The sequence below is a fragment of the Seonamhaeicola marinus genome (assembly GCF_008085455.1).
On record NZ_VSDQ01000631.1, the window covers coordinates 1 to 381 of the forward strand.

Sequence of the window (381 nt, forward strand, 5' to 3'; positions counted from 1 at the left end):
ATTCAAACAAATTAAACGGATCTTTAACTGTTGAAGAAGGTAAACAACAACTTGAAGACAATAGCATTGAACTTTTAAATAAAGTTGAAGATTTCACTAACAACGATGCTTTAAATGAAATTATTGAGCTTGCAGAATTCTTAAGCGCTCCAAACACTACTAAATTTAGTGGTTTTAAGGCAACTGCTTTAAACTCTATTGATAATGCTAGTAGCATTGAATCTAGAAATAGCTTAATTGAATTTAACGCTAAACAATCATTAAATTTAGCTTCAAAAGCTAATTTAGCTGATGATTTTGAAGCTGAATCTGGAGTTTATGAATGGAACGCAGATATTGAAGATTTTGAAAAAACTGGAGAAAGTGATGATATCATTTATA

General features: G+C 29.4%; 1 protein-coding gene. It reads left to right on the forward strand.

What is annotated here, in order from left to right; all coding sequences use genetic code 11:
• Window positions 1–381 (forward strand): hypothetical protein (locus FUA24_RS25160; RefSeq protein ID WP_187388255.1); only part of this gene is annotated, 381 nt, incomplete at both ends.